14 protein-coding genes are annotated in these 20,246 nt (G+C 70.9%); 12 read left to right on the plus strand and 2 right to left on the minus strand.

The window, feature by feature from the left end; translation table 11 throughout:
- The first annotated feature begins 1 nt into the window (after nt 1).
- The 12 genes from LR394_RS34110 to LR394_RS34170 all read left to right on the plus strand — a co-directional run bounded on the left by LR394_RS34110 (nt 2) and on the right by LR394_RS34170 (nt 17,038).
- On the plus strand, nt 2-694 hold the full coding sequence (locus LR394_RS34110; RefSeq protein WP_231448762.1) for a CIS tube protein: 693 nt from the start codon (nt 2-4) through the stop codon (nt 692-694).
- Nucleotides 691-2,253, plus strand: a complete 1,563-nt coding sequence (locus tag LR394_RS43400; RefSeq protein WP_231448763.1) for a phage baseplate assembly protein V — start codon at nt 691-693, stop codon at nt 2,251-2,253. Before LR394_RS34110 ends, LR394_RS43400 begins: the two co-directional genes overlap by 4 nt.
- Nucleotides 2,250-2,606, plus strand: a complete 357-nt coding sequence (locus LR394_RS34120) for a hypothetical protein (protein ID WP_231448764.1) — start codon at nt 2,250-2,252, stop codon at nt 2,604-2,606. Before LR394_RS43400 ends, LR394_RS34120 begins: the two co-directional genes overlap by 4 nt.
- The gene (locus LR394_RS34125; RefSeq protein ID WP_231448765.1) at nt 2,603-2,995 is read left to right on the plus strand and encodes a GPW/gp25 family protein; all 393 of its coding nucleotides are present in this window, start codon (nt 2,603-2,605) and stop codon (nt 2,993-2,995) included. Before LR394_RS34120 ends, LR394_RS34125 begins: the two co-directional genes overlap by 4 nt.
- Entirely contained in the window at nt 2,992-5,127 is a 2,136-nt protein-coding gene (locus tag LR394_RS34130; protein WP_231448766.1) for a putative baseplate assembly protein, read from the plus strand. Before LR394_RS34125 ends, LR394_RS34130 begins: the two co-directional genes overlap by 4 nt.
- Nucleotides 5,124-6,752 carry a phage tail protein gene (locus tag LR394_RS34135; RefSeq protein ID WP_231448767.1) on the plus strand — a complete coding sequence of 543 codons (1,629 nt, stop codon included), beginning with the start codon at nt 5,124-5,126 and terminating at the stop codon, nt 6,750-6,752. The genes LR394_RS34130 and LR394_RS34135 overlap by 4 nt, the downstream gene beginning before the upstream one ends.
- A 19-nt stretch (nt 6,753-6,771) precedes the next feature.
- Nucleotides 6,772-8,304, plus strand: coding sequence for a tail fiber domain-containing protein (locus LR394_RS34140; protein ID WP_231448768.1), 1,533 nt, complete (start codon nt 6,772-6,774; stop codon nt 8,302-8,304).
- On the plus strand, nt 8,291-8,641 hold the full coding sequence (locus tag LR394_RS34145) for a hypothetical protein (RefSeq protein WP_231448769.1): 351 nt from the start codon (nt 8,291-8,293) through the stop codon (nt 8,639-8,641). Before LR394_RS34140 ends, LR394_RS34145 begins: the two co-directional genes overlap by 14 nt.
- Nucleotides 8,641-9,912, plus strand: coding sequence for a lanthionine synthetase C family protein (locus LR394_RS34150; RefSeq protein ID WP_231448770.1), 1,272 nt, complete (start codon nt 8,641-8,643; stop codon nt 9,910-9,912). The genes LR394_RS34145 and LR394_RS34150 overlap by 1 nt, the downstream gene beginning before the upstream one ends.
- Nucleotides 9,909-12,851, plus strand: coding sequence for a lantibiotic dehydratase (locus LR394_RS34155; protein ID WP_231448771.1), 2,943 nt, complete (start codon nt 9,909-9,911; stop codon nt 12,849-12,851). The genes LR394_RS34150 and LR394_RS34155 overlap by 4 nt, the downstream gene beginning before the upstream one ends.
- Nucleotides 12,848-15,796: an eCIS core domain-containing protein gene (locus LR394_RS42370; protein WP_269330228.1), complete on the plus strand. Its 2,949-nt coding sequence runs from the start codon at nt 12,848-12,850 to the stop codon at nt 15,794-15,796. Before LR394_RS34155 ends, LR394_RS42370 begins: the two co-directional genes overlap by 4 nt.
- A gap of 66 nt (nt 15,797-15,862) precedes the next feature.
- Nucleotides 15,863-17,038 carry a TolB family protein gene (locus LR394_RS34170; protein ID WP_231448772.1) on the plus strand — a complete coding sequence of 392 codons (1,176 nt, stop codon included), beginning with the start codon at nt 15,863-15,865 and terminating at the stop codon, nt 17,036-17,038.
- Nucleotides 17,039-17,082: 44 nt separating this feature from the next.
- Here LR394_RS34170 and LR394_RS34175 read toward each other — a convergent pair whose 3' ends face one another.
- Both LR394_RS34175 and LR394_RS34180 read right to left on the minus strand, forming a co-directional pair.
- Nucleotides 17,083-18,537, minus strand: a complete 1,455-nt coding sequence (locus LR394_RS34175) for an FAD-dependent monooxygenase (protein ID WP_231448773.1) — start codon at nt 18,535-18,537, stop codon at nt 17,083-17,085.
- Entirely contained in the window at nt 18,527-20,035 is a 1,509-nt protein-coding gene (locus tag LR394_RS34180; protein WP_231448774.1) for an FAD-dependent monooxygenase, read from the minus strand. The genes LR394_RS34175 and LR394_RS34180 overlap by 11 nt, the downstream gene beginning before the upstream one ends.
- Nucleotides 20,036-20,246 lie beyond the last annotated feature (211 nt).

The raw sequence follows: 20,246 nt of genomic DNA on the forward strand, positions 1-20,246 counted from the left end.
CATGGCCCGTTCGAACACCGGGGAACTGGTCAAGGCCGTGCTGATCGACACCACCACCGGCAGCGCGCACCCGGTCGCCTACAACCCCGAGGAACTGCGCCTGGACCAGGGCAATCAGTTCGCCGAGATCGCCATCCCGGGTCTGGACGCCTCTCCCCTGCAGTACGTCCGCGGCCGTAACCGCACGCTCAGCATGGACCTGCTGTTCGACACCTACGAGAGCGGCACCGACGTCCGCACCCGCACCGGCCCGATCGTGCGCCTGCTGAACAAGAACCCCGCCACCCTGGCCCCGCCGGTGCTGCTGTTCTCGTTCGGCCGCCTGCAGCTGCGCTGCGTCCTGACCGACGCGGCCGAACGGTTCACCATGTTCGACCGGGACGGCACTCCGGTGCGCTGCTCGATGTCGGTGAAACTGCAGGAGTACGTGGACCTTCCGATCACCGTGGAGCAAGGGCTCACCGGCCTGGCCGGACTGGCCGGGGGTGTGGTCTCGGCGATCGGCCGGGCCACGGTGCGGCCGGGCACCGCGGCCGTGCACGTGGTGGCCGCCGGCGACACCCTCAGCGCCATCGCCGGCGCGTACCTGGGTGATCCGGGCCGCTGGCGGGAGATCGCCCGGGCCAACGACATCGTCGACCCGTTGGGCCTGGTGCCCGGCGCGCACCTGGCGATTCCGGAGGCCGGCTCGTGATCGCGCCGCGTTTCGAGGTGCGGTTCTCCGGGGTCACCCTGGCGGCCGATCTGAGCGAGCAGGTCGAGAGCCTGGTGGTGGAGACCGATCTGGACCTGGCCGGTTCCTTCCACCTGAACCTGCGGCTGCCCTCGCCGGCCCTGCTCGACTCGGCGCTGCTGGACCTGGGCCAGAGCGTCGAGATCCACCTGGGTTACGGCCCGGACCTGGTGCCGGCCTTCCTGGGCGAGATCACCTCGATCGAGCCGTCCTTCCCCGCCGACGGCGCCCCGACGGTCGCGGTCAGCGGCTACGACCGGTCCTACCGGCTGCGCGCCACCGAGCCCGAACCCCGCTCGTACACGGCCACCAACGACAGCGTGATCGCGGCCCGGATCGCCGCCGAGCACGGCCTGGTCCCGGTCGTCGACCCGGCGCCCTTCGTGGCCGAGCGACTGCAGGTCGAGAGCGACATGGCGTTCCTGAAGAGCTGCGCGGCGCAGTACTTCTTCGACGTCTACGTGGAGTGGGACCGGCTGCACTTCCACTTCCCCCGCCCGCCGGGCGCGGCGCACGTCCTGGAGTGGGGCCGCAACCTCTCCAGTTTCAGCCCGCGGATCTCGGCCGCCGGCCTGGCCGGGGTCCAGCAGGTGCGGGCCTACAACCAGGAACTGGCCCAGGCCCTCACGGTGACGGTGCTGGCGCTGGACCTGAACCCGGAGAACCTGCTGGAGCGGCTCGGCGGGCAGGCCCGGCAGCTGCTGATGGGCCTGGTCCGCAAGGGCATCCGCCAGGAACCGGTGAGCAATCCGGTGCAGGCCCTGGCGGTGGCCCGGGCCATGCTGTCGAACCTGCTGGAGGGCATGTACGAGGGCAGCGGCACCTGCATCGGCACCCCGGGCCTGCGCGCCGGGCAGTACGTGCGGATCACCGGGATCGGCGAGCGGTTCGGCGGGACGTACCGGCTGCGCAAGGTCACCCACCGGATCGACGCCGGGGGCTTCCACACCGACTTCTCGATCACCGCCCGCGGCCACTCCAGCCTGCTCGGCCTGCTGCGCCGCACCATGCACCAGGCCCCGGCCCCCGATCAGGAGGAACGCTTCTACGGGGTGCTGCTGGCCGAGGTCACCTCGAACACCGAGACGCAGGCGCTGCCCCCGGCCGCCCACACCGGCCGGATCCAGGTGCGCTTCCCGGGCCTGACCGGGGACTCGATCACCCGCTGGGCCCGGTGCGCCCGCCCGATGGCCGGTTCCGGGGCCGGGTTCTTCGCCCTGCCCCAGCCGGGTGAGCAGGTCCTGGTCGCTTTCGAGCACGGCCGGCTCACCGAGCCCTACGTTCTGGGCGCGCTGTGGAACGCCCAGAGCCGGCCTCCGGCCACGAACGCCGACGGCACCAACGCCACCACCGTGCTGCGCAGCCGCACCGGCCACGCCCTGACCTTCGACGACGGCCCGCAGGGACTGCTGTCCCTGAACGCGGCCGGTGACCTGCAGATCACGGCGAGCGGCTCGATCACCATCGGGACCGGCCAGACCAGCATCACACTCACCGAGCAGGGGGTTGACGTCCAATGAGCTCCGGCCCCACCGTTCTGACCACCGAAAGCACCGTGGAATGCGCCCATTCCGGCCAGCTGCAGCTTCCCCGCGGCACCCGGCTCACCGTCCAGGGCGAACCGGTCCTGCTGGCCCCGGCCGCACCGGTCCCGGTCACCGGCTGCACGACGGTCGAGAACAGCGTCCCGACCACCAAGTGCCTGAACGTGCTGAGCTTCACCACCGGCACCTCGGCCCGCCTCACGGTGCGCGGTGTCTCGGTGCTGCTGGACACGCTGGCCGGGAACACCGACGGCCAGCCACCCGCCAACGGCCCACTCCCTGCTCCCGAAGCCGGGCAGGACCGGCTGAGGGCCGCGGTGAAGCCGTGAACGGGCCGGAGGCCCTGGGCCGCGGGCTGGCCCAGCCGCTGCACGTGGGGGTGGCCGGGCTGGCCGAGGCCACGGGGGTGGCCAAGGTCGAGGAGTCGATCCGGGTCATCCTCGGCACCCAGCCCGGAGAACGCCTGATGCGCCCGCAGTTCGGCGCCAACCTGCGCTCGCTGGTGTTCGCGCCGAACAACTCCGCCACCGCCGGGCTGGCCGCCCACTACGTCCGCGAGGCGCTGAACCGGTGGGAGCCGCGGATCGAGGTCCTCGACGTGGTGGCCGAGAACGACCAGACCGCAGCCGCTCTGGTGATCAACGTGCACTACCGGCTGCGGGCCACCGCCCAGGAACAGGTGCTGACGTACCCGCTGGCGCTGGATGATCCCCGATGACGCCGGAGTCCGAACGGGGGCGCCTGGTCCCGCCCGATCTCGACGACCGCACCTGGCAGGACCTGGTCGACCAGATGCGGGCCCTGATCCCGAAGTACGCGCCGCAGTGGACCGACCACAACCCCAGCGATCTGGGGATCACCCTGATCGAGCTGTTCGCCTGGCTCGGTGAGGGCATCATCTACCGGCTGAACCAGACCCCGGAGAAGAACTACCTGGCCTTCCTGAACCTGCTCGGGATCACCCGCGACCCGCCCAGCCCGGCCCGCACCTACCTGACGTTCACCGGTTCCACCTCCGGCGTCGTCACCGTCCCGGCCGGCACCCAGGCCCAGACCACCGATCCGGCCGGCGGGCGGCCGATCGTCTTCGAGACCGACGAGGACCTCACGGTCGTGCCGACCAGCCTGGTCAGCGCCCTGCTGGCCGCAGGATCGGCGACCGGGACGTACCAGGACGTCAGCGCCGACCTGGTCGGGCCACCGGCCGGTGGACTGCGTGTGGACGTCCCCGCTGGGCAGGGCGTCTCGCTCCTGCTGGGTTTCGATCGGGCCACCGGCGAAGAACTCGGGCTGGACCTGCTGCTGTACCAGAACGCCCGCACCACCGGCGGGAAGATCACCTGCGCGTTCTCGCACGCCGACGACGAACCTGGACGCTGGCCCGCCGGCGAAGTGGCCGACGGCACCGAAGGGTTGACGCACGACGGCACCCTGCGACTGCGGCCACCGGCAGCATGGGCCCAGCAACGCGCCGGCGGCCCTCAGACCTCCCGCCCGTGGACCACGCTGACCCCGGCGCCCGGGCAGACCGGTTCCGCAACTCCCCTGTTCTGGGTGCGTCTGACGGTGGAGGCACCGGACGCAGTGATCGGCATCGACCGCCTGCTGTTCAACGCCGTCTCGGCCCGCACCGCGCTGAGCGTGCGCGACCCGGAAGTGCTCGGCGTCAGCGACGGCACCGGTTTCCAGGTGTTCTCCCTGGCCGGACGCCCGGTCTACCGCCGCCCCGGACTCGGCCGGCCTTACCGCGATCTTCTCGTGCAGGTGGAAGGTGAGGCCGAGGACGACTGGCAGGACTGGGAACTGGTGGAGGATCTGGCCGCGGGCCCGGCCCGGGCCTACCGCCTGGACCCGGTCACCGGGGAGATCCGGTTCGGCAACCACGACGAGCAGAAGCAGCAGGGCAACGGCTCGGTCCCGGCCGCAGGCCGGCGGATCAGGGCCCGGCACTACCGCCACGTGGACAGCGGCGCAGGCGGGAACGTCGGGCCCGGGCAGGTCGTGGTGCTGCGAGACACCCCGGCGAAGGTGCTGCCTGCGGGCATCGCCACCGTCACCAACCTCGCCGCCGCCCGGGACGGCACCGACGAGGAGCCGATCGCCGAGACCATGCGCCGGGCCCCCGAGGAACTGCGCATCCGCGACCGGGCCGTCACGGTGGACGACTACGAGTTCTTGGCCCGGGAAGCAGCCGGCGACCTCCGCGTCGTCCGTTGCCTGGGACCCCGCGCCCACACCGTCGCCGATGCCGCCCCCGGAACCCAGCCCGGCACCCCCTGGCAGTTCGGCGGCCTGAACCGCGCCCCGGGCGCGGTCACGGTGATCATCGCGCCCGACCGCGACCTGTCGGTGACCCGGCCCGAGCCGACCCCCGACCAGATCCGGGTCGTCCAGGGCTATCTCGACGCCCGCCGCGACCTGACCGCCGCGCTGTCGGTCACCGCGCCGCGCTACCTGCCGATCATCGTCAAGGTCGAGATCCAGGTCTGGAAGCAGGCCCTGGACGCCGGCGCCTCCCTCGAGCGGGTGGAGGCCGAGACCCGTTCCCGTCTGCAGGCTTTTCTGCACCCCACCCGAGGTGGACGCGAGGGCACCGGCTGGGCGGTCGGCGAGCCGGTGTTCACCTCGGACGTGTTCCAGGCCCTGATGCCCGCCCGCGACCTCGGCTACATCAGCACCCTGCAGGTCCGGCCCGCCCTGCCGCTCTACCACGAGGGCCCGCCCGACACCCTGCGCCGGCCCTTCCCGCTCTCGGACTTCGCCGCCTCGGTCCGCCTGACCGACTACGAACTGGTCTGCGCCGCCCTCGACAGCGAGCAAGCAGTGCGCGTGAGCCCGGTGCCGCGATGAACCACCCCGAGGTCAGCAGCTACCTGGCCCATCTGCCACCGGCCCTGTGGCGCGAGGAGCAGGCCGGGGCCCTGGGGCTGGGCTCGATGCTGCGGATCTTCGAGAAGATCGCCACCGGCATCGACGACGACGTGCCGCTGCCCGCGCTCACCGACCAGATCGCCGGCCTGCACCGGATCTTCGACCCATGGACGACGCCGCCGCAGTTCCTGCCCTGGCTCGCCTCCTGGGTCGCCCTCACCTTCCCGACCCTGCAGAACGAACCAGTATGGGACGAGTACCAGCGCCGCAAGGTCACCGCCGGCATCGCGCAGGTGTACCGACTGCGCGGACGCAAGGCCGGGCTCAACCGCTACCTGGACCTGTACGCCGTCGGCACCACCCGCCCCCGCATCTGCGTCGACGACGGCGCCCGCCTGTTCGCTGTCACCCCGCGCCCGCAGGCCCTGGCCACGGTCGAGGCCCTGGGCGTGCAGCCGCCCCTGGTCGGCACGGGAAAGATCCAGCGCAACGGGATCACCCGCCCCTGGTGCGTCACCGCCGACAGCAGCGGCCACCTGTTCGTCGGCGACGCCGGGGTACCCAGCATCCAGGTCGCGCCGGCCCCGGACATCCCCACGCCCAGCAGTTGGTGGCGCCTCGACCCGTCCGGACGCTACCCGCTCACCGGTACGCCGCCCCTGCCCGCGCCGCTCAACACCGGCAACCTGCTCACCGACATCGACCCGATCGCCGCCGTCACTGTTCTGGAGACGGCGTACGCCATCACCCGCAGCGGCCGATTGCTGGCGCTACCTGAGCCTTTCACCGGGACGGCCACCGTCCTGACCACGCTGACCAACCCCACCGCGCCGGTCTGGATCGTCGCCATGACCCTCGACCCGGCCACCGGCCAGCTCCTGGTCCTCGACCGCGGCGGACGTCACCCCCAGATGGCCCGCCCCAGCCTGATCACGGTCACCCCCGAGCCACTGACCAGCACCCGCACCGCTCTGCCGGGCCTGACCGAACCGCTCTCACTGATCGCCCGCCCCGACGGCACCCTGCTGATCGGTGACGGCGGCCCGCAGGAACCGGACCCGGGCGTGCCCAGCCAGCTCACCGGGAACCTGTTCACCGTCCAGCGCCGCACCACCCCCTGGACCGTGACCGCGCAACTGCCGGCCGACCCCGCGACCAACCCCCTCGTCTCCCCCACCGGCCTGGCCGAACTGGACGGTCAGCTCTACGTTCTCGACGCGGGCCTGAAACCCTTCGAGCCCTCCCCCTCCGACCCGTTCGTCTGCCCGGTCGCCGAGCACGCCGCGATCTACCACTACTCCGAGGGCACGCTGACCCGGATCACCGAGCCGGGGCAGTTCGTCTTCCCCACCGGCTTGGGCGTCGGCCAGAACCGTCTGCTGGTTGCCGATCCCGGACGTCTGGCGGTCAACTTCCAGCCGTATCTGGCCCGGGTGCTGCCCTCCCGCTTCGACGTCGGCGTGCACTTCACCGCAGCCCGGGTCCCGCAAGACCCGGTGGCCCGCAAGCACACCCTGCAGCAGGCGGTCGGGGCGATCAGCACGATCGTCAACGACCAGAAACCCGCCCACACCATGTGGAGCCTGACCACCTCGAGCGAGTGACGGTACGACGGAGGAAATGATGAGCAGCGGCCTGACCCGGACCCAGTACTGGAACGTCGGCCAGAGCACCCCGACGCCTCGGCCGGGCTCGACCGCGCGCGCCGAGTCCCAGCTCGACCTCGAGGAATACCTGCTGGCCGCCGACCGGGCCCGCAACACCGGCCTGGTCACCCCCGGCGTCGTCAGCGGGCTCGAGGTCACGGCCACCGTCGGTAGCAGCGGGCTGACCGTCAACCCCGGCACCGCAGTGGACGCCGCCGGCCGGGTTGTCGTGCTGGCGGCCGGTGGGCGGGCGATCGTAGACCCCAATGCCGGGCCCGGCGTCCAGCTGATCCCGACGGTGCCCGTGCCGGAAGGCGGGCTGACCTTCGACACCACAGCTCTGACCGGCGACTGGAACCTCACCCTGACCTGGCGCGAGGTGGAGGACGTGCTGGCCGGCATCCTGGTGCTGCGCCACGCCCCCTGGCTGCGCCTACGTGACCCCAGCGCCTTCGTCGACAACACGCAGGAAATCGTTCTGGCCTCCGTCACTTTCAACTCCGGAACGGTCGAAACCCTCACCGTCGGACTTCGACGCACCGCCGGTGCCCGCGCCGGGAGGCTCGAGCTGACCCGGCCCGCGGAGCTGGGTTCCAGCGTGCAGGACGTCCTGGCCGCCGAGCTCACCGCGAGCGAGGACGGCGGCGTCGACCTCCGTCTGCTGACCGGTTCCGGCACGCTGCGCACCGCCCTGTCCATCGCGGGCGAGACCGCAGACATCCGGCTGGAGGGGTTCCTCCAGGCCGCCGGCGGGCTCGCGGTGAGCGGTGACCTCAGTTCGTCCGAGAACCTGCTGGTGGCCGGGCGTACCGAGCTGGCCGGGCCGGTGGTGATGAACCAGACCGTGGATCTGGGCGGCGCGCTGACCGGGGTGGACGCGGCGTTCGACGCCATCCAGGCCCGCAAGGGGGTGATCGTCGGGGCCGGTGGGGACGCGGTGCTGCAGACCCGTCACGTGTTCGGCAAGCACTTCACCAACGACGACCCGGACGACCTGTACCTGAACTGGAGCACCGGCCGCACGGTGCACGTCGGCGGGGGCGCCGCGGCCGACCTCAACGTCACCGGCAACTCCTTCGTCGGCGGCCGGGTCGGCGTGCACACCAGCAGCCCGGCCTTCGACATGCAGGTCGTCGGCACGATCTGCGCCAACACCTTCTGCAACCCCTCCGACGCCCGGCTGAAGACCGACGTGGTGGAGATGTCCGGCGTCGCCGACCGGCTCAGCCAGGTGCGCCCGGTGACGTTCACACCCACCACGGCACCACCCGAGTCCGATCCACGCCGCCAGGCCGGGGTTCTGGCGCAGGAACTGGCCGGGCCCTTTCCGGAACTGGTCCTGCCGATGGGGGACGATGCCGGTCACCTTGCAGTCGACTACGCCGGGCTCGCGGGGGTGCTGGTCGGGGCGGTGAACGAACTGCGCGCCGCCAACCAGGCCCTGGAACAGCGCCTGGCCGAACTGGAACAGCGCACCCCCGAGAGCGAGCCCGCCGATGGCGCCCGCTGACGGCGTCGAGCCGGATCTGCTGGACGAGTTCGACCTGGACCTGGTCTGGGGCGAACTGACCCCAGCCGCCGCCCCCGACCTGCATCTGCCCACCACCCGGCAGGTCCCCGGCGAGACCTGCGACACCCACCAGGCCACCTGCCCACAGACCGGATGCCCCGCCACCTGCGCCAACACGTGCGCCAACACCTGTGCGAACACCTGCGGCGCGACCTGCCCGAACACCTGCCGGGCCACCTGCCGCGAGTCCTGCCGCCGCACCTGCCACGAACTGTGCGGGCCGACGAACGCCCAGACCCACTGCTTCACCTGCCGCTCCGGCTGTCAGGAGCCGTGATGAACCCAGCCCTGGAGATCGCCCGGCGCTGCGCCGACCGCACCACCCTGGACCAGGCCGTCAAGTCCGCCGCCCAGCAGTCCCAGTACGCCGAGTACCAGCAGTGGCAGCCGATCTCCCTGGCCCAGGGCCACACCGGCATCGCCCTGCTGTGCGCCGAGATGGACCAGCAGCGCCCCGACGAAGGCTGGGACCGGGCGGGCCACGAGCACCTTCAGACCGCGCTCGCCGGCGCCGCACCCCACGACGTCTCGCTGATCTCCGGCCTGGCCGGAGCCGGGCTAGCGGCCATCCGGCTCTCGGGTGGACGCGAGCGCTACCGAAGACTGCTGGCCCAGATCGACTCGACGCTGACCGCACCGGTGCGCGCCACCGTCCATCGTTTGCAGGCAGGCCCCGGCACTGCGGCTCATGACCTGGATCTCGTCTCCGGACTGACCGGGCTGGCCGCCTACCTGCTCACCCGGGCGCAGACCGAACCGAACTGCCCAGACGCACGGGCGAGCCTGGATCTGGCGCTGGGCACCCTGGCTCGTCTGCTCGCCGACCGCAGCGATCCCCGGGCCTGGCACACTCCCGCGCAGCGTTCGGCCGGGCCGCTGCTGGAGAGCTACCCGAACGGTCATCACAACTGCGGCCTGGCGCACGGAGTCCCCGGACCGCTGGCGATCCTGTCGCTGGCCTGGACCGCCGGGATTCAGGTGCCTCGGGCCCGGGAAGCGCTTCAGGCCGCTGCTTCTTGGCTCGTGGCCCACCACAGCGGCACTCCGGAAGCGCCCGACTGGCCTGATGCCGTGCCCTTGGGTTCGTCAACGGCAACTCAGCGTTGTGGTCCTGGCCGGGCCGCCTGGTGTTACGGCGCACCCGGGGTGGCCCGCAGCCTCTACTTGGCTTCTGTGGCCTGCGACGAGACGTTGTGGCGGGAAACTGCTTTGAGGACGATTCGGGCCGTCGCCAACCGTCCGGTCGCCGACTGGCAGCTGATCACCCCGGGCTTCTGTCACGGCACCGCCGGGCTGGCGCAGATCCTGGCCCGATTCGCCGCCGACACCGCAAACCCGCAGATCACCGCCGCGGCCCGGGTTGCTCGCGAGGAACTCACGCTGGGCTTTGAGGCGGATTCAGTGCTGGGAGTGCGAGCCGTCGAGCCCGGGCAGGTGCGGGTGGATCATCCCGGGCTGCTGGACGGTGCACCCGGAGTCGCCCTGGCCCTGCTTGGCGTCCCCGCTACTGCTGATCCGGCCTGGGACCGGGCTTTTCTGCTGGCATGAGGGTCAGATACCGGCCGCTGTCCCGGGTGATGGTCCGGGCTCCGCTGCTGCCCGCCACCGTGTTCCCGGCCACCGGTGGGTCAGCTCGCCGCTGGCTGCGCGAGAGCACTTTCCGCTTCGCCGTAGCGGCTGCCTCCCCGGACCTGTCGGCCGTGGAGAACCCCGATGCCCGGGCCCGGGCTGCGCTCCAGCGCTACCTGATCCGAGCGTCCACCCGGCCCACCCCGTTCGGAACGTTCGCGGCGATCGGTCTGGCCCCGTGGTCGTCCCGCACCGACCTGCAGGTGACCCAGCGGGAACGACCCAGCCGTACGCGTCCCGACTTGGCCTGGCTCACCGGCCTCGCCCAGAAACTGGCCGACGAACCGTTGCTGCAGAACGAATTACGGTTGTACGCCAACACCTGCGTGCTGCAGCGGGCCGATCGCTGCTACCTGAGCGACCCGGGAACCGGGGGTGCCGCCGGCCGGCCTGATGTCTCGGTCCGTGCCACCGCCGCGGTTCGGCAGGCCCTGACCCTGGCGCGCACGCCGATCCGCCGGGCCGACCTGATTCGCCTGCTGTCCGAGTCCTTTACGCAAGTCACCGCCGACCGGGTCGAGCGTCTGGTCCAGGATCTCGTCGAGCAACGTTTCCTCCTGCCCGAGATCGTGCCCGGGCTGGCCGGCGACCCGCTGGACGCGATCCGCGCCGCCCTGCGGTCTCTTTCCCCGGACTGGGAAGCCCGGCTTTCTGGCCTGGCCACTGCCTGTCGCGCGGTCGATCCAGCTATCCCTGCTTCCTTGGCCGATCTGCGCCGGCTCCTGCCCACCCTGCAGGCCGGTCCGGCCGACGTCCAGGTCGACTCGGCCCTGCCCTTGAGCGGAGGCATCACCCGTCGCCTGGCCGACGACGCCACCCAGGCCGCCGAACTGCTCCTACGGCTTGACCCCGACCAGCACGACGACCCCCTGTCCGGCTACCGCAGCGCCTTCCACACCCGCTACGGCAGGCGCTGCGTGCCCCTTCTGGAACTCCTCGATCCCCGGACCGGGCTGGGTGCTCCCGGCGGCAGCCACAACCATCGCAGCACGCACACCCAGGTCCTGACCGATCTGGCCGCCGCCGCGATCCGCACCGGCCGCACCGAGGTCGAACTGACCGACGACCTGCTGGACCAACTCGCGCCCGAACCTGCGAGCGAGCGTCTTCCGGTCTCTCTGGAACTCAGCTTGTTCGTAGCGGCGGCGGATCGGGAGGCGCTCGACCGCGGCGACTATCTGCTGAGCATCGGCCCGAATCTCGGTGGGCAGGCGGCCGGGCGGGGGCTCGGCCGGTTCGCCGACCTGCTCGGTTCTGAGGCGGTGGATCTCCTGACCGAGGCTGCCTGCGCCGAGCAGGCTCTTCAGCCCGACGCGGTCGTGGCCGAGCTGGTCTACCGGCCGGTGAGGGAGCGCTCCGCCAACGTCGCGGTACGTCCGGTGGTGCGGGAGTACGAGATCCCGGTGGGAGTGCCTGCCTCCCTGCCGCCCGAGCGGGTGCTGCACGTTGACGAGTTGTCGGTCGCCCTGGTCGGCGGACGTTTTCAGCTGTGGTCGCAACGGCTGCAGCGGCCGGTGGTGCCGGCCTGGAATCACATGCTCAACCCGTCGGCCGCTTCACCGCTCGGCCGGGCCCTGATGGACCTGGCCGAGGACAGCGCTGCTCCGCTCAACCCGTTCAGCTGGGGTGCGGCCTCCGCGCTGCCCTTCCTGCCCCGGGTGCGGCGTGGGCGGATCGTGCTTGCCCCGGCTCGATGGCGGCTGGATGCCAGCGTTGCTCGCTCCCCACAACGGTTTGCGGCCTGGCGTCGTGAGTGGCAGGTACCCCGGCTGGTGCAACTCAGCAGCGGCGACAACCGGCTCCTGCTCGACCTGGACGAACCCGAACACCTCCAACACCTCTCCGGCACATCTCTTTATCTGCAGGAAGCCCTTCCGTCTCCGGACCAGGCCTGGCTGCCCGGCCCGGACGGCCCTCACCTGGTCGAACTCGTCGTGCCCATGGTCCGCACCACTGCGGTTGCCCGCCCTGGACTGCCGGTACGTCCTTCCTGGAACGAGGAAGACCGCCGGCGGCCACCCGGTTCGGACTGGCTGTACCTGACCCTGTCCGGCCCTGGGCACACCGAGAACGATGTGCTCACCGGCCCGCTGCTCGACCTGCTGCAGCAACTGCCCACCGACGGCTGGTTCTTCGTCCGCTACAGCGACCCCGACCGCCATCTACGCCTGCGCCTGCACGGAAACCCTCAGCTGTTGATGAATCTGGCGCTACCCCAGCTGACTACCTGTGCCGCCAGCCTGATCGCCTCGGGTCGGCGCACCCGTTTCGGCTTGGAGACGTACGAACGCGAACTCGAGCGCTACGGCGGACCCGACACCACCACCTTGTGCGAGCGCATCGCCTGTGCCGACAGCCTCGCCGTTACCGCGTTACTCCCCCACACCGGGCCCCGGTCGGAACACTTGACCGAGATCGCGCTGCTCAGTTGCGCCGATCTGCTGGGATCCCTGCTGGACGACGAACTTCCGGCGGTGCCCTCGGCCGGCCCTGCCGGTGGCGACGAGTTCCGAAAGCGCAAGGGCGAATTGAGGACGCTCGTGGCTTGCTTGCGCTCCGGCGCCTGGGATCCGATCGGTGCGGCATGGGAGACGCTGGGGCCGTCCGTAGCTGAGGTTCTCGCACAACGGCGCTCGGCCATTGCCTCATGGACGGCACAGCTACGAGCGCATTGCGCGGACGGCACCAGCAGCACTGGTCTGAACGATCTCGCTGACAGCATTCTTCATCTGCACGCCAACCGGCTGGGCCTGGACCGGGCCGGGGAGCAACGGGTGCGCGGCCTGCTGGACCGAACCCTGCGTTCTCTCAGGGCCTTTCCGGCCCAAGTTCATAGTGCCGCAGGAGGTCCCGGATGACCAAGTTCCGCGCAGGTCCGGTCCACGCGCCCACTGCCGACAAGCGTCCGCCTGGCCCCGCACCGTCACCGTCTCGCCGTCCGCCCGGTCTGCTGGGGTTGCAGGCGAGCGTGGGTAATCAGGCCGTGGCGCAGCAGATCCCCGCTTGGTCGCAGAACCCACCGGTTGATCCGCTCGATCTGGTCCGGCGGGCCGGCTCAGGTATCGGATCATCTGGGGACGAGGCCGAGCACGAGGCCGAGACCATGGCCGGGCTGGCGGCCGAGCACAACGTCCCCGGTCCTTCGGCGGGCTCCGCCAAATCGGGACAAGCGCTGCCGGCCGGGGTTCGTCGTTCACTGGAACCGCTCTTCGGACGATCCCTCCCACCGGTCAGGGTCCATCACGACCAGCGGGCAGCCCAGGCCGCGGCCTCGATCGGGGCACGGGCCTTCACCATCGGCCGGGACATGGTCTTCGCGGCCGGCCAGTACTCCCCGGGCACCCGCTCCGGCCGGGCCCTCCTGGCCCACGAACTCACCCACGTGATGCAGCAGTCGCGGGGTGCGGCGTCGGGTGTCGTGCGGCGGGCTCCCTGGGGGCCGCACCTGATTCCGCCGAGTCCGCCGATGCATCGCCTGACCGGGCTCAAGCCGTTCCGGTGGATGGGGGCCGAGGCCCGGGCGCGGTTCTGGTACCAGGCGCACGGAGGGAGCTCCAAGTTCTCCAGCGGCTGGTCGGCCTTCACCGAACTTCGGGCCCGCGGGGAGATGGGACGTCAGATCCAGCAGTTCATCACGCATTTCCGCACCGGCAAAGGACGCACCCGGCGCCGGATCAGCGCGGACCCGCACGGCGTGCCCGCCGTTCCCGGGCAAGGACTACTGCCTGAAGTCCGTTCCAGTGTGCTGGATCTGGTCGAGGCCGGGGCAGCTGCCGGGGTCGACGTGGCCGCCCATCTGGAGCCCGACATCGTCGACTTCGCCAACCGGGAGATCTACGACGTCACCACGGTCAAGCAGGCGCCGATGAAACGGCACAAGGTGGCCGGGTACGTGAAACTCGCGCAGCTGATCACCGAGGACTACGGGTGGCGGGCCGGTACCCGGATCGCGGCCCTGGCCCCACCGATCAACACCCCGGTGGGGTCCGGGGAGATCGTCACCTTCGGCGAGAGCGATTTCTCCCGGTGGCCGGGCGTGATCGCCTACCAGGCCTACGGCAAGAAGCCGGACGAGAAGTCCAAGAAGAAGAAAAAGAAGGAGCCGAAGAAGAAGGCCGCGAGGAAACAGCCGGCCAAGAAGGCCCCCGGTAAGAAAGCGCCCGTCAAGAAGTCACCGGTCAAGAAGCAGCCGGCGAAGAAGTCACCCGCCAAGAAAACGCCCGAGAAGCGGCCTGGCACGACGTCTGCCGCTGCGGGTGGTGCGGGCAACTACGGGCTCTCGATCGGCCTGTTCAGTTCGGGCAGCGGATCGGGCAACGCCGGGCTGGGGATCTCGATCAACTCGCACGGCACAACTTACGGGACGGTCAGCGCGGGTGTGGTTTACAACTCCACCGGGCAGGCAGTCGGGTCAGTGGGCGCGGGGGCCGCGGCCAACAGTGCCGGGATGGGCGCTGGAACGGCTGGGGCTGGGCTCTCTCAGGACAGCAGTTCGGCCTCCGCGCTCAGCGCCGGGGTAGGAATGTCCAAGGGCAGTACCGGTGGCGGGGTGCTGACCGCAGGGGCTGGGGAGAGCAAGGACGACACCGGAGCCGGAGCCCTGACGGCTGGAAAGGGCAGCAGCGAGGGCAACCTGGCGGCCGGGGCGCTGTCTGCGGGGTCCGGCCATTCCAAGGACAACATGACGGCTGGGGTACACGGTAAAGGGGCGCAGTCCGGCCAAGTCGGGGTCCAAAGCGGAGGCGGGCAGGGCGGAAAGGGCCAAGGCGGAGGGAGCCAGGGCGGAGCCCAAGGCGGCGGTCAGGTGGGCGGCCAGGGTGGAGGTGGCCAGGGCGGCGTCCTGGGAGACCGGGCTGGCGGCGAAGGCGGTCAGGGCGGAGCCCAAATCGGCGGTCAGGCAGGCGACCAAGGTGGAGGGAGCCAGACCGGCGTCCAGGGCGGTGACGGGCTGGCGGGCATCCAGAAGGACGGCGGTCGGTCGGACGGTGCCAGTGACGGGGCGCAGCCCGGCGTCCAGGGCCAGGGTGGGCAAACTGGAGGAGCCCAGGGGGACCGAGCCAATGCTGGGGCCCCGGGCCAGCACGGGTTGGGTGTCCCCGGCCTGACCCCGGCCGAAGCCGACCGCGCCATCGAGAAGGCCGGCGAACTGGACCGGTTGCTCGCCCAGGCCACCCCTGCGCAGCGCAAGCTGTTCGCCGCTGTCGTCCAGCCCGCGAACGGTGGCGACCTGCAGATCTCCGGCGCCGCCTGGGTCCGCCTGATGCTGACCGCCACCCAGGGCGTCACCGACCAAGACCTCGATTACCTGGCCACGTTGCACTGGCGCCCCGGACAGGTCACGGCGGAACAACTGCGCGCCCAGGTTCAGGCGGTCCTGAAGAAGCGCCAGGCGCCCACCGACGCAACTGGCGCCCAAAAGCAGCCGGTGCGCACACCGTCCGTACCTGAAGCGAAAGACCCCGAAGGCAAGACCGAAACCGAAGCCGAGCGCAACCAGCGTCTCGAAGCTCTCTACCAGCGCGCTCGTAAGGCGGCGGGCAAAGGGGGACCCAGCCACGTCCGCTACGAAGCTCCTAAGGAGGGCACCACGATCAGCGGCACGGTCTACTTCACTACCCCGGGAAAGCGCCGGGGTAGCACGATCTGCTGGACCGCCGACGTCACCGGCGAACTGATCAGCGAACCCGGCCGCCGGGGCCTGACCATCACCAATGCCAGCGAACTGGTCAGCTCCGAGGGGCAAGTGGTGTACGAGGCATGGTGGACGAAGCCCGATCTCGGGACGGTGTACTTCGAGAACTAGTAACGGCGACCGGCCTACGGACGATGGGTGAATGGTCCGTCTTGTCGCTTTACGGAGGATTCAAGGATGTCGTTCCACCGTTCCACCCGAGTGGCTTCTGCGGCCGTTCTGGGTCTGGCGCTCCTGTCGGTCCCGGTCACGGCGTACGCCGCCCCCTCCGTTGCCCAGCAGTGCCCACCGACTTGGCTCGGCACCACCAACAACGTGGACCCGCAGATCAGCGCGAACGGGCGCTACGTCGTCTTCACCGGCTACGGCCCGGACGGCGAGATCGGTGACCGCACCATCTTCCTGCGCGACCGCAAGACCGGCACCACCACCGTCGCCTCCGACCCGGACCAGGTACGCAACAACATCCTGCCCAGCATCAGCGCCGACGGTACCCGGATCAGCTATCTCTCCAAGGACACCGAGGACTTCGACAACGAGGCGGAGATCTGGGTCTACGACCGCACCACCGGCGAGCGCACCTTCGAGGGTCCGTCCTTCACCCAGGACCCGGCCGTGCTGGACGCCGACGGCAGCACGCTGTCGTTCGTCCAGCTCGAGAACGGCAGCACCAACCGCCAGCTGGTGTACGCGCGCGACGTTGATGCGGACGTCGATCAGCTGGTCAGCGCCACCGCCGACGGCAGCGCCGCGAACGGCACCTCCTACGGGCCGGACATCAGCGCAGACGGCAAGCACGTGCTGTTCTCGTCCACGGCCGACGACCTGGAGGCAGAGGCCGGCGGCACCGGGTTCTACGTGCGCAACCTCGAGACCGGCGAGGTCACGGCCGTTCCGCGGCGCAGTGCCGACAGCCCCTACCAGAACCGGCCGCAGTTCAGCCCCGACGGGCGCTTCGTGCTGTACGACGACCCGGCCGGCGCCTGGCGCTACGACCTGCGCACCGGCCGCACCGTCTCCGCACAGAAGCGCGGCCCGGCCCACACCGCTTCGGACATCTCCAAGGCCGGCCGCCAGGTGCTGCTGCGCGACGACGCCGGTCTGCTGGTCCGCACGGTCGCGACCGGGGCGCAGCACCGGGTGGACACCCTGCCCGACGGTTCGCCGAACCCCGACGGTGGCGCCTTCAACGGCGCCATCACCCCCAACGGCCGCTACGTGACCTTCATGTCCGGCGCGACCGGCCTCGACGCCGGTGAGACGGCCGAGTCCAACCTCAACATCTACGTCCGCGACACCCTCACCGGCCGCACCGACCTGGTCAGCACCACCGACGCCGGAGGCACCTGCTAGGGGCTGGTCGCCCGGCGTTGCCGAGCCGTTCTCGGCAACGCCGGTCAGGCCGCCCGGTCCAGGAGCGCCGGGCCGAACCAGCGCTCCAGAGCCTGCGTCAGCCCGTCTTCCTGATCGTCCCCGGCCCAGGCCACGTAGCCGTCGGGCCGGATCAGGAGCCCTTCCATGCCTTCGCCGCCTCTGGCCCAGGTGCCGGCCGGCAGATCCACGCGGTCGCTCCACGGTTGTGCGGCGGCCGGGTCTGCGCTCACCAGCAGTCCCCGGCCCGAGCGCAGGAGTTCGGTCAGTCGCACCCGCTGCCCTTGGTGAACCAGTTCCCACTGCGGCGGTACTCGCCGGCCCAGCAACGGATGCTGCCCGGGCCCCATGTCGTACCGCACGCCGAGGCCGCTGAGCATCTGGGCCAGGTGTTCGGTGGCCTCCGGCAGCGCAGCCAGCGTGGTCATCACCTCGCGCAGGGGCTGCATCTGCGGGCCGGACAGGCGTAACTCGATCGCGGCCGTGGCGTTGCGGGCCAACTGCCGGCCAACGGGAAGACGCTCGCTCTCGTAGGTTTCGAGCAGGGCGGCCGGTGCCTCCCGCCTCACCACCGCACCGATCTTCCAGCCCAGGTTGACCGCGTCCTGGATCCCGACGCTCAAACCCTGCGCCATGGCCGGAGGCTGCACGTGGGCGGCGTCACCGGCCAGGAACACCCGGCCCTGGGCATAGTGCTCCGCCACCCGGGAGGCGTCGCTGAAACACCCCAACCAGCGGCAGTTCCCGTGGTGGATCGATTCCCCGGTGAGCCGTTGCCAGGCATCCGCCAGGTCGGGGAAGGCAATGGTGTCGCGATCCTGCGGACCCATCCCGTGTTCGTGCACCACCACCCGGGTGACGTCGTTCTCCAGGTCCATCGCCATGATCATGCTGCCGTCGGGCAGGTTCTCACCGATGCGCCGGCGCCGCGTGCTGATGCCGGTGACATCGGCGGTGAGGAACCCCCGGGACGGGGTGCGCCCCGCAAATCCCACTCCCGCACGGCGCCGCACGATGCTGCGCGCCCCATCGCAGCCGACCAGGTAGGCGGTCTGCACCTCCTGCGGGCCGGCCGGGCTCTGGAACCGCACCAGCACATCATTCTCGCGCTGCTCGAAGTCGGTGACCTCGCAGCCCCGGCGCAGCTCGGCCCCCAGTTCCGTGGCCCACTCCTGCAGCATGCGCTCGGTGCGGTACTGCGGTACCCCGCGTGCCGCGTAGTGATCCTCAGGCAGGTCTTCCAGGTTCAGCGGGACGCCCCCGAAATGCGCATCCGCCCTCTCCGACGTACCCAGGCGCTCCAAGAGCCCCCGCTGGTCGAAGGTCTCGGCCGTGCGGCGGGTGAAACTGGCGCCGCGCGACTGGCGGGCCGGAGCCGCGAGCCGGTCCAGCACGAGCACGCTCACCCCCTGCAGGCGCAACTCCCCGGCCAGCATGAGCCCGACCGGGCCGGCCCCCACGACGATCACATCAGTGGCCATGCGCGCTGTCCCCGTTCATCTCGCCAGAACTGCCTTCCCCCGCCATAACCGGGGCGTTCGCGGGACCGAACCAGCGCCGCAGCGCCTGGGTCAGGTCGAAGCCGCTGCCCGGGTCGGTCCAGGCCACGTACCCGTCGGGCCGCAGCAGCACCGCAGTCAGCCCGGCGCCGCCCTTGCTCCAGCGGCCCCTCACCACGTCCACCCGGTCCGCCCATCCCGGCAGCCCGGCGTCCTGCTCCGACGTGGTCACCAGAACCCCCCGGCCGGGGTGCAGCAGGTAAGCCGCCGGAACCGGCCCCTGGTCGCCGACGACCTCCCACTCCGGTGACAGCCGCGCCCCCAGCAACGCGTGCGAGCCGGGCCCCACCTCGTACCGCACCCCCAGCCCACTGACGATCTTGGACAGGTGCTCGGCCGCCTCGCCGTGCTGAGCAACTTCGGCCAGGACCGTCCGCGCCGGATCCAGACTCTCGTCGCTGAGGTACACCAGCGACGCCGCCCGGGCGTTGCGCACCAGCTGCGCGCCGATCGGCTGCCGCTCGCTGTCGTACGACTGCAGGAGCTCGTCCGGAGCCCGGTCTTCGGCCACGGCCGCCAGTTTCCAGCCCAGGTTGACCGCGTCCTGGATCCCCGCGCTCAGACCCCAGGCGGCCAGCGGCGGCATCTCGTGCGCGGCATCCCCGGCCAGCAGCACCCGGCCGCGCCGATAGCTCCGCGCCAGTTCGTAGCGGTTGGTGCTCTGCCACGTCCAGCTCACCTCAGCGCCGTGCAGCGACTCACCGGTGAGGCGTTCCCACCGCTCGCCGATCTGCTCGAACGTCAGGTCCGGGCCCTCGATCGGCAGGCTCTGATCGTGCAGGACGATCCGGTACCGGCCCCGCCCGATCGGAGTGCAGACCACCATGTTGCCGCCGGGCAGCCGCTCGCCGACCGGCCGGGGGCGCAACTGCACACCGGCCAGTTCGACGGTGCACATGGCTCGGGTGGGCGGCACGATGAGCGTCTCGAACCCGCCCAGGGCCCGCACCGTGCTGCCCGCTCCGTCGCAGCCGACGAGGTAGTCGCCGCTCACCCGGATCATGCCCTGCTCTGTGGCGAATCCGGCGACCACCTGAGCGCCCTCGTCCTCCAGGGCCACCAGCTCGTGGCCGCGCAGCACCGGCACGCCCAGCCGGTCCAGCCACTCGCGCAGCATCTGCTCGGTGCGCGCCTGCGAGAGCCCCAGCACCCCACTCTGGTCCTCCTCCAGCGCCCCGAGATCGAACCGGACCCCGCCGAAGTGCCCGATCGCCCCCTGCCGGAACTCCCCGAGGCCCTCCAGAAGGCCACGCTGAGCGAAGGATTCGAGCGTCCGGCGGTTGAAGCCCAGGGCCCGCGACTCACCGCTCGCCTGCGGCAGCCGATCGTGGACGACCACATCGGCCCCGCCCAGCTTCAGCTCCCCGGCCAGCATGAGCCCGACCGGTCCCGCACCGACCACCATCAGACGCGATGGCATCGCACCTCCCAGATCTCCCGGTGAACCGAACGATCCGCCTGCGATGCACCCGTTCTCGCGACGGACCCGGCCAGAGTAGTCCGGACCGGGCCGCGATCAGACCGGTTCGAGTGCGGACACGTTCAAGTGCGAACGATCCAAACAGTCCCCGGAAACGCAATTTCGAAGATGACCGGACGACGGTCGGGACCACAAGGTGGGGGTGGCCACG

Origin of the sequence: Kineosporia babensis (genome assembly GCF_021129305.1) — a bacterium.
Taxonomy (GTDB): Bacteria; Actinomycetota; Actinomycetes; order Actinomycetales; family Kineosporiaceae; genus Kineosporia; species Kineosporia babensis.

Excerpts from the sequence above, each read along its gene's own strand:
- LR394_RS34120 (WP_231448764.1), top strand. The coding sequence starts at position 2,250 with ATGAGCTCCGGCCCCACCGTTCTGACCACCGAAAGCACCGTGGAATGC.
- LR394_RS34145 (WP_231448769.1), top strand. The coding sequence starts at position 8,291 with ATGGCGCCCGCTGACGGCGTCGAGCCGGATCTGCTGGACGAGTTCGAC.
- LR394_RS34170 (WP_231448772.1), top strand. The coding sequence starts at position 15,863 with ATGTCGTTCCACCGTTCCACCCGAGTGGCTTCTGCGGCCGTTCTGGGT.
- LR394_RS42370 (WP_269330228.1), top strand. The coding sequence starts at position 12,848 with ATGACCAAGTTCCGCGCAGGTCCGGTCCACGCGCCCACTGCCGACAAG.
- LR394_RS34150 (WP_231448770.1), top strand. The coding sequence starts at position 8,641 with ATGAACCCAGCCCTGGAGATCGCCCGGCGCTGCGCCGACCGCACCACC.
- LR394_RS34110 (WP_231448762.1), top strand. The coding sequence starts at position 2 with ATGGCCCGTTCGAACACCGGGGAACTGGTCAAGGCCGTGCTGATCGAC.
- LR394_RS34175 (WP_231448773.1), bottom strand. The coding sequence starts at position 18,537 with ATGGCCACTGATGTGATCGTCGTGGGGGCCGGCCCGGTCGGGCTCATG.
- LR394_RS34140 (WP_231448768.1), top strand. The coding sequence starts at position 6,772 with ATGAGCAGCGGCCTGACCCGGACCCAGTACTGGAACGTCGGCCAGAGC.
- LR394_RS34135 (WP_231448767.1), top strand. The coding sequence starts at position 5,124 with ATGAACCACCCCGAGGTCAGCAGCTACCTGGCCCATCTGCCACCGGCC.
- LR394_RS34180 (WP_231448774.1), bottom strand. The coding sequence starts at position 20,035 with ATGCCATCGCGTCTGATGGTGGTCGGTGCGGGACCGGTCGGGCTCATG.
- LR394_RS34155 (WP_231448771.1), top strand. The coding sequence starts at position 9,909 with ATGAGGGTCAGATACCGGCCGCTGTCCCGGGTGATGGTCCGGGCTCCG.
- LR394_RS34130 (WP_231448766.1), top strand. The coding sequence starts at position 2,992 with ATGACGCCGGAGTCCGAACGGGGGCGCCTGGTCCCGCCCGATCTCGAC.